The organism is Kitasatospora sp. NPDC059673, assembly GCF_042734215.1.
Lineage (GTDB): Bacteria > Actinomycetota > Actinomycetes > Streptomycetales > Streptomycetaceae > Kitasatospora.
Genome location: NZ_JBHWEN010000032.1, coordinates 20,863 through 28,577 on the forward strand (window position 1 = coordinate 20,863; position 7,715 = coordinate 28,577).

At 75.0% G+C, this 7,715-nt stretch carries 5 protein-coding genes; all 5 read left to right on the top strand.

Annotated elements, in window-relative coordinates:
• Nucleotides 1–35: 35 nt before the first annotated feature.
• Complete coding sequence (locus tag ACFV18_RS28825) at nt 36–2,066, top strand: GNAT family N-acetyltransferase (RefSeq protein WP_380488166.1); 2,031 nt, start codon at nt 36–38, stop codon at nt 2,064–2,066.
• A gap of 38 nt (nt 2,067–2,104) precedes the next feature.
• The gene (locus tag ACFV18_RS28830; protein WP_380488167.1) at nt 2,105–3,142 is read left to right on the top strand and encodes an aminomethyl transferase family protein; all 1,038 of its coding nucleotides are present in this window, start codon (nt 2,105–2,107) and stop codon (nt 3,140–3,142) included.
• Complete coding sequence (locus tag ACFV18_RS28835) at nt 3,142–5,463, top strand: beta-ketoacyl synthase N-terminal-like domain-containing protein (protein ID WP_380488168.1); 2,322 nt, start codon at nt 3,142–3,144, stop codon at nt 5,461–5,463. Before ACFV18_RS28830 ends, ACFV18_RS28835 begins: the two co-directional genes overlap by 1 nt.
• Before the next feature lie 8 nt (nt 5,464–5,471).
• A complete protein-coding gene (locus ACFV18_RS28840; RefSeq protein WP_380488170.1) occupies nt 5,472–6,494 on the top strand; it encodes a hypothetical protein in 1,023 nt (340 codons plus the stop codon).
• Nucleotides 6,491–7,715, top strand: a 1,225-nt coding sequence (locus ACFV18_RS28845; protein WP_380488171.1) for a hypothetical protein, incomplete at its 3' end; no start/stop codon positions are given. The genes ACFV18_RS28840 and ACFV18_RS28845, both read left to right, overlap by 4 nt.

The window sequence follows — 7,715 nt, forward strand, 5'->3', positions numbered from 1 at the left end:
CACCCTTCGGACCAGAGCAGACAAGGAGGTGTGGAATGTCCATCACGATCCGCCCGTACCAGGAGGGCGACGCGCATGACATCGCCGAGCTCTACAACCGTCACCGCGACAACCCCAACCCGGTGGCGGGCGGAATCACCGGCGGCGAACTGGAACGCGAACTCGCCGAGCGCGACACCGCGACATTCCTGATCGCCATCGACGACGGCCGGGTGGTGGGCACCTTCGGGCTGTTCCACAGCACCGGACGCCGCTCCGCCCGGGCCGGCGAGCTCATCGCGGACATGTTCTTCGTCGCCCCGGCGTACCGCAACGGCGTCATCACCGGACGGCTGTTCACCGAGGCCGTCGAATGGATGATGCGCTGCGGCTGCCTGGTGCTCCGACTGACCGTCAACCCGGCCAACACCGTCGCCTTCAAGCTCTACCGGCGGGTCGGCTGCGTCTCGGTCGGCGAGACCGTCCCCGGCGAGGACGGCAACGTGGAGCTGCACAACTACATCCCGTTGATCCTGCGCAGCGTCTTCCACGACCTCGACCCCGAGGCGCTGGCCGCGCTCGGCCAGCTCAGCAGCTTCGGCAACGTCGCCGGCGGCCGCGACGACGAACTCCGGTCCGACGTACGGGTGGTGGACGAAATCCGCACCGTCGCCTACGCTCTGGCCCTCGGCGAGTTCAAGCTCACCGCCACCGTGGACGTGGACCGCGGCCTGATGCTGGACGCGGCGCTCACCACCCCCGAGGGCGCCACCCGGCCGCTGAAGATCGCCGAACCGCCGTACGAGGTCCGGATCCAGGCGCCGGCCGAGCCGCACCGCTTCGGCGACAGCGGCCTCACCGCCGAACTGGACACCGCCGAGGGCACCCTCACCGTGCACGCCGCGGGCCACCACGGACCGGTCTTCGTCTCCACCTGGCCCAGCGCCGAGGCCGACCGCTCGGCCGGCTGGCGCGAAGGCCAGGCCCGCGAGCTGGAGATTCACCCCGTCGAGCACGGCGTCCAGGTCCGCGAGACCACCGGCGGCAACCAGGTCACCGGCACCCTCACGCTCCACCAGGGCGTGCTGGAACAGCACTTCACGTACACCACCCGGCCCGGCCGGATCTTCCAGACCGTCGGACTGCGCCAGGGCGACTTCACCCTGACCGGCCCCGACACCACCACCGTCCAGCACCTGATCGGCACCGGCATCGGCGTCCGCGACACCTCCGAGGTGGTCGCGGCCGCGCAGACCGCACCCGCCGGCTCCACCCTCGCCTGGACCGACGGCACCACCGGGATCACCTTCCCGGCCGGCCGCCCGGTCCGGCTGATCCACTCCACCCTGGTCGAACGCCACCTGGAGTCCGACGCCGACGGCACCGCCCGGCTGCGCACCGAACTCCGCACCGGCACCGGCCAGGACACCGCACCCCGCACCACCGCAGTGGCCGAACCCGCCACCGGCGAACGGAAGGTGACCGTCAAGGCGAACGCCGGCGGCATCACCTCCTGGACCGAGGACGGCAAGAAGGTCCTGCGCAGCCCCGCCCCCCGCACCCGCGCCTTCGGCTGCAACCCGCGCTGGAGCGCAGGCGCCTGGGTCACCCAGGAGCACCACCGGCACAGCCTCGCCACCGGCCTCGGCTGGGGCGTCCCGACCGTCCGCGAGTGGGAGCAGAAGCACCCGCTCGGGCTGGCCGCCCCGCAGGAGCGGATCAGCTGGGAGGTCACCGCCCCCGAGCAGGCCGCCGAGCCGGTCCGGATCGACATCCACGCCCCCGGCGCGGACGAGGAGACGGTGCTCTGGCTCACCCCGGACACCCCGGCCGGCACCCCCGTGGTGCTGCACTCCGCCGGACAGCGCCACGAGCTCGACTCCACCGCCTTCCGTCAGGTCTGGGCGTCCGCCGCCGCGATCCGCCTCACCAGCGGGCAGTGGCTGCACCTCGCACCCGCCACCGACGGTCCCGGAGCACCCGAAATCGTCCTGCGCGCCACCTCCTCCGGACTGCTGATCGGCTGCGCGACGGCCGCCACCGAGGCCGCCTGGCAGCTGTCCGTCCACCCCGCCCCCGCGATCTGACACCCCGTCGAAACACCCTCGAAAGGACCACCCGAGCCATGACCACCACCGCTGCCGCGCGCACCGCGCAGGACGACTACACCACCGTCCGCACCGCCATCGGCGTCTACCCGATCACCGCCCCGCTGGTGCGGATCTCCGGCGGCGACCGCTACGAGTTCCTCGACCTGTTCCTCGCCAAGTCCAGCGAGTACGTCGAGCCGGACACCGTCCGCGAGGCGCTGGCGCTGAACCAGGACGGCTCGCCGTTCGCGATCCTGCTGCACTTCGAGATCGGCGACGACTCCTGGCTGCTGCCCCGCACGCCGGTCTCCGCCGAGGCCCTGACCGGCTACCTGGAGGCCCTGGAGGCCCCGGCCGACGTCACCGTCGAGGTCGCCCCCGAGGGCTGGGGCGCCACCGCCTTCGAGGGCCCGAACGCCTGGGCCGCCGCGGCCGCGTTCGTCGAGTTCGACATCTCCGGCCTGACCCTGCACGGCGTCACCGAGTCCGTCGTCCCCGGCGAGTCCACCGCGCTCGCCCACCTGGCCCGGGTCGGCACCACCGGCGAGTACGGCTACCTGCTGCTGTCCAACGCCCCCGAGGCCGGCCACGCCGCCGCCGTCGAGGCGGTGCTCGCCCAGGGCGGCGCCGAGGTCGGCGCCGAGGGCCTGGCGCGGGTCCAGGCCGAGGCCGGCATGGCGGTCTACGCCGCGGGCTTCGCCGGCCTGCCGGTGCACGAGGCCGACCTGGCCTGGATGGTCGACTGGAACCGGATCGGCGAGTTCCTCGGCTCCGAGGAACTGGTCAAGCCCACCGCCGAGAGCGCGAAGATCACCGCCCTGGCCGCCCCGGCCGGCGCGGCCTTCACCGCCGGCACCCCCGTCACCGCCGGCGGGCAGCAGGTCGGCACCGTCATCTGGCAGGCCCCGTCCGCCAACGCCGACGAGGAACTGATCGTCGCCAAGCTGGACGCCCCGTTCTGGGTCCCCGGCCTGGAGCTCTCCGCGGCCGACCAGGCCGGCACCGACACCCCGGTGCGCACCGTCACCCAGCCCCGCGTCATCGCCCGCTCGCTCACCACCCGGATCCACTGATGACCAAGACCACCGAACGCATCGCCCTCACGGGCCTCGGGCTGATCACCGGCGCCGGCGATGACGTGGAGAAGAGCTGGGCGTCGATCTCCCAGGGCATCTCCGGCATCCGCACCAACACCCTCTTCGACACCACCGAGCTGCTCACCGACTGGGCCGGCATGGTCACCGCCGAGCAGCCCGCCGACCTGGACCGCTGCTACGCGCTGGCGGCCACCGCGATCCGCGAGGCGCTGCGCAACTCCGGCCTCGACCTGGACACCGTGGACCGCGACCGGGTCGCCGTGGTGGTCGGCTCCAGCCTCGGCGCGATGCCCACCCTGGAGAACGTGCACCGCGGCCTGGTGAAGGACGGCGTGCTGGACGCCGTCCAGGCCGCCGCCTCCCAACTCCCGTGCGTGGGCGACTTCATCGCCGCCGAGTTCGACCTGCGCGGCCCCCGCGTGGTGCTCTCCAACGCCTGCGCCGCCAGTGCGGTCGCCCTCGGCTACGCGGCCGAACTGCTGTGGAAGGGCGAGGTCGACTACGTCATCTGCGGCGGCGTCGACCCGCTGGCCCAGCTCTCTGCCTACGGCTTCTCCGCCCTCGGCGCGCTCGACCCCGAGCCGTGCGCGCCGATGACCGCCTCCACCGGGCTCACCCTCGGCGAGGGCGCCGGCTTCATGGTGCTGGAGTCCGCCGAGCGGGCCGCCGAACGCGGCGCCACCCCGCTCGCCGAACTCGGCGGCTACGGCCTTTCCTGCGACGGCTACCACCAGACCGCCCCCGACCCGAGCGGCAAGGGCGCGGCCGCCGCGATGGCCCAGGCGCTGAAGACCGCCGGCCTGGCGCCCGAGGACGTGGACTACGTCAACCTGCACGGCACCGGCACCCCCGCCAACGACGTGTCCGAGCCCAAGGCGGTGAAGCTGCTGTTCGGCGCCGAGGTGCCGCCCGCCAGCTCCACCAAGTCGATGCTCGGCCACACCCTGGGCGCGGCCGGCGCGGTGGAGGCGATCGTCTCCACCATGGCGATCGACCGGGGCGTCATCCCGCCGACCGTCAGCACCCGCGGCGTGGACTCCCCGTTCGGGCTGGACATCGTCCCGAACGCCGGACGCCCCGCCCCGCTCGAAGTGGTCGCCTCCAACTCCTTCGCGTTCGGCGGCAACAACGCCACCGTCGTCCTCAACAAGCCCGGCCGGCCCGCCCGTTCGGCCCGGCACACGCAGCCCGTGCACCACGTGGTGGTCACCGGCGTCGCGGGCCTGGCCGGCTCCTCCGCCTCCACCGCCGAACTGACCGCCGCGCTCGCCGCCGGCAAGGTCGGCTTCGACACCCTGGAGCAGGTCGAGGGCATCGGCGAGCGCCCGATCGGCCGGATCGACGTCAAGGCCGTCGCCAAGCGCCTCAACCCCAGCAAGGCCCGCCGGATGGACCCGCTGGGCGTGCTCGCCGCCGGCGCCGTCGGCGACCTGTACGAGCGGCACGGCAAGCCGTCGCGCGCCGAGGCCGAAGGCACCGGCATCGTGTTCGCCACCGGCTACGGCCCGGTCACCTCCGTCCTGAACTTCCACCAGGGCGTGCTGGAACAGGGCATCACCGGCGCCAACCCGGCGATGTTCGCCAACACGGTGGTCAACGCCGCCGCCGGACACGTCGGCATGCTGCACCGCTACCACGGCTACACCGCCACCATCGCCAACGGCGGCACCTCCTCCGTCCTCGCGCTCCAGCTGGCCGCCCGGGTGATCGCCCGCGGCATGGCCGACCGGATCATGGTCGTGGTCGCCGACGAGTTCCCCGAGCAGGCCCTGGCCACCCAGGCCCTGCTGCCCGGATACGCCAAGACCGCGCACGTGGTCCCCGGCGGCGGCACCGGCACCGTGCTCTCCGAGGGCGCGGCCGCGATCCTGCTGGAGTCCGAGGCCTCCGCCGCCGCCCGCGGCGCGAACGTCCTCGCGGACGTACGGGGCTTCGGCGCCTCCGGCGAGGCGGCCGGCATCGGCCGGATCGGCCGCGACGGCGAGGCCTGGGCCCGCGCCCTGCGCGGCGCGCTTGCCGAGGCCGACTCCACGCCCGAGCAGATCGACACGGTGGTCTCCGCCGCGTCCGGCTACCGCCTGGTGGACGTCGCCCAGTCCCGCGCCCTGGCCCTGGCCGGCCTCTCCGACCGCCCCACGGTCACCCCCAAGGCGCTGATCGGCGAGACCTACGGCTCGGCCGGCGCCCTCGGCCTGGTCGCCGCCCTGGCCGGCGAGGCCCCCGCCGGACGCCTGCTGCTCTCCAGCTTCGCCTACGGCGGCTCCTACGCTGCCGCGGTGTTCGACGCGAGGCCGTGATGGGCGCCGTGCGCACGGCCCTGCGGGCCGCCGGGGACCGGCTGGAGGACCAGCGTCCGGAGACGGACCTGGCGATGCTCGGCTGGGCCGGCCGGCTGGGCCCGGTGCTCGCCGCGGCGGGGACGACCGGGCCGGGCGCGGCACCCGCGACGACGGCCGAGCGGGCCGTTCGGGCCGCCGGGGACTGGCTGGAGGAGCAGCGCCCGGAAACCGACCTGGTGATGCTCGACCGGCTTCCGACGCCGGACCCGGTGCCCGGCGGGGCACCGGACTCCGGCCGGGTGCCGGGCGGCGGCCCGGCACCCACCCCCGCCGCCGCGACGCACCGGCAGCCCGCGTGGGCGGCCCCCGGACCGACGGTCCGGCGGGCGACCACGGAGGCCCGCACGGCCGGTGCGCCCGCACCGCAGGACCACCGGGACGACGAGGCAGCCATCGACTGCCTCGTCACCCACCACCCGCACCTGCCACGCGACCGGATGGGCCACCGGCTGAACGACGCCGGCCGGTGGCTGATCACCGAGGCGGTCGCGAGCCTCTACGGGGTCCCGCTGCGGCCCCGCGAACTGGCCCGCGACGAGCACCGGCGGTGGAGCGTCCCGGCGCTCGGCCTGACCGCCTCGGTCGCACACTGCACCACCTACTCGACGGTGGCGCTGGTCTCCGGCCAGAGCGTCGGCGTCGACCTCCAGGACCACCGGGACCGCCCGTACGCGATGCAGTGGCTCGGCGCGCTGCTCGGCCGCCCGGACGGCGAACCCGCCACCATGCGGGACTTCGCCGAGTGCGAGGCCCTCATCAAGGCCTCCCACCTGAGCAAGGAGACCTTCGCGGGCGTCCGCCTCCCGGACTGGCAGCCGGGCTGGCGCCCCACCAACACCGGCCACCTGCTCCGCTCCACCGACCTCGGCCAAGGCCTCCACCTCGCCCTCGCCACCGACGCCCCCGCCACCGTCCGCTGGTGGTGGCAGCCCACCCCGACCTCCCCCGCCACCCGCACCGACTCCCTCACCCTGGAGCCCACCGCATGACCGCCACCGCCACCGCCACCGCGGCGTACGCCGGGCCGACAGGCCCCGGCGGTGCGGCTCCCCGGCCCGCCCTCCGGCGCGAACCCATCTGCACACAACGCGACTTCGTCGCCACCACCACGGCTGCCCACAGCCGCTCGCGGCAGGACGGCCCGGCCGATCCCGGGCCCGCCTTCCGGCTCGAACTCGGCTGCACACAGCGCGACTTCCTCACCGCCACGGCTGCCCACAGCCGCTCGCGCCAGGACGGCCCGGCCGAACCGCAGCGCCGCCCGGCGCCGGGGCTCGAACTCGGTACCCCGGCACCGGACTTCGCCAACCCCTCCGAAGCCCGCCGCATGGCCGCCACGGCCGCCGCCCGCCCGGCCGCTCCCGTGCCCGCCCTGCATCTCGAACTCGGCCGCGCGCAGCACGAGTTCGGCGCTCCGGCACCGGACGTCGCAGACGCCCCCGGGGCCCGCCGCGCACTTGCCACCGTTGCTGCGGCGTACGCCTGGCAGCCGGAGCTCGGCCGCGCGCAGAGCGACGTGGACACCTCGGCACCGGCCCCCGCCACCGCGGCCCACGTCCGGTCGGCGGAGCTCGGCCGCGCGCAGCGCTACGTCGGCATCCCGGCACCGGACTTCGTGGACGGCCCAGAAGTCCGCCGCATGGCCGCTCCCGTGCCCGCCCTGCAGCTCGAACTCGGCCGCGCGCAGCACGAGTTCGGCGCTCCGGCACCGGACGTCGCAGACGCCCCCGGGGCCCGCCGCGCGCCTGCCACCGTTGCTGCGGCGCACGCCCGGCAGCCGGAGCTCGGCCGCGCGCAGAGCGACGTGGACACCTCGGCACCGGCCCCCGCCACCGCGGCCCACGTCCGGTCGGCGGAGCCCGGCCGCGCGCAGCGCTACGTCGGCATCCCGGCACCGGACTTCGTGGACGGCCCAGAAGCCTGCCGCATGGCCGCCGCCCGGCCGGCAGGTTCCGGCGGCTCGGAGCCCGGGTCCGCCCAGCAGCTCGAAGTCGGCTGTGCGCAGCGCGACTTCGGATCCGCCGCCACGGCCTGCAGTCGCTCTCGCCAGGGCGGCCCGGCCGAACCGCAGCGCCGTCCCGTCGCCCCGGCATCGCAGCTTGAACTCGGCGCCCTGGCATCGGACGTCGCCAACGGCTGCGGAGCCCGCCGGATGACCGCCACCGTCGCTGCGGCGTACGCCCGGCAGCCCGAACTTCGCTGTGCGCAGC

Coding starts and splice junctions, on each gene's coding strand:
- ACFV18_RS28825 (WP_380488166.1), top strand. CDS start 36: ATGTCCATCACGATCCGCCCGTACCAGGAGGGCGACGCGCATGACATC.
- ACFV18_RS28830 (WP_380488167.1), top strand. CDS start 2,105: ATGACCACCACCGCTGCCGCGCGCACCGCGCAGGACGACTACACCACC.
- ACFV18_RS28835 (WP_380488168.1), top strand. CDS start 3,142: ATGACCAAGACCACCGAACGCATCGCCCTCACGGGCCTCGGGCTGATC.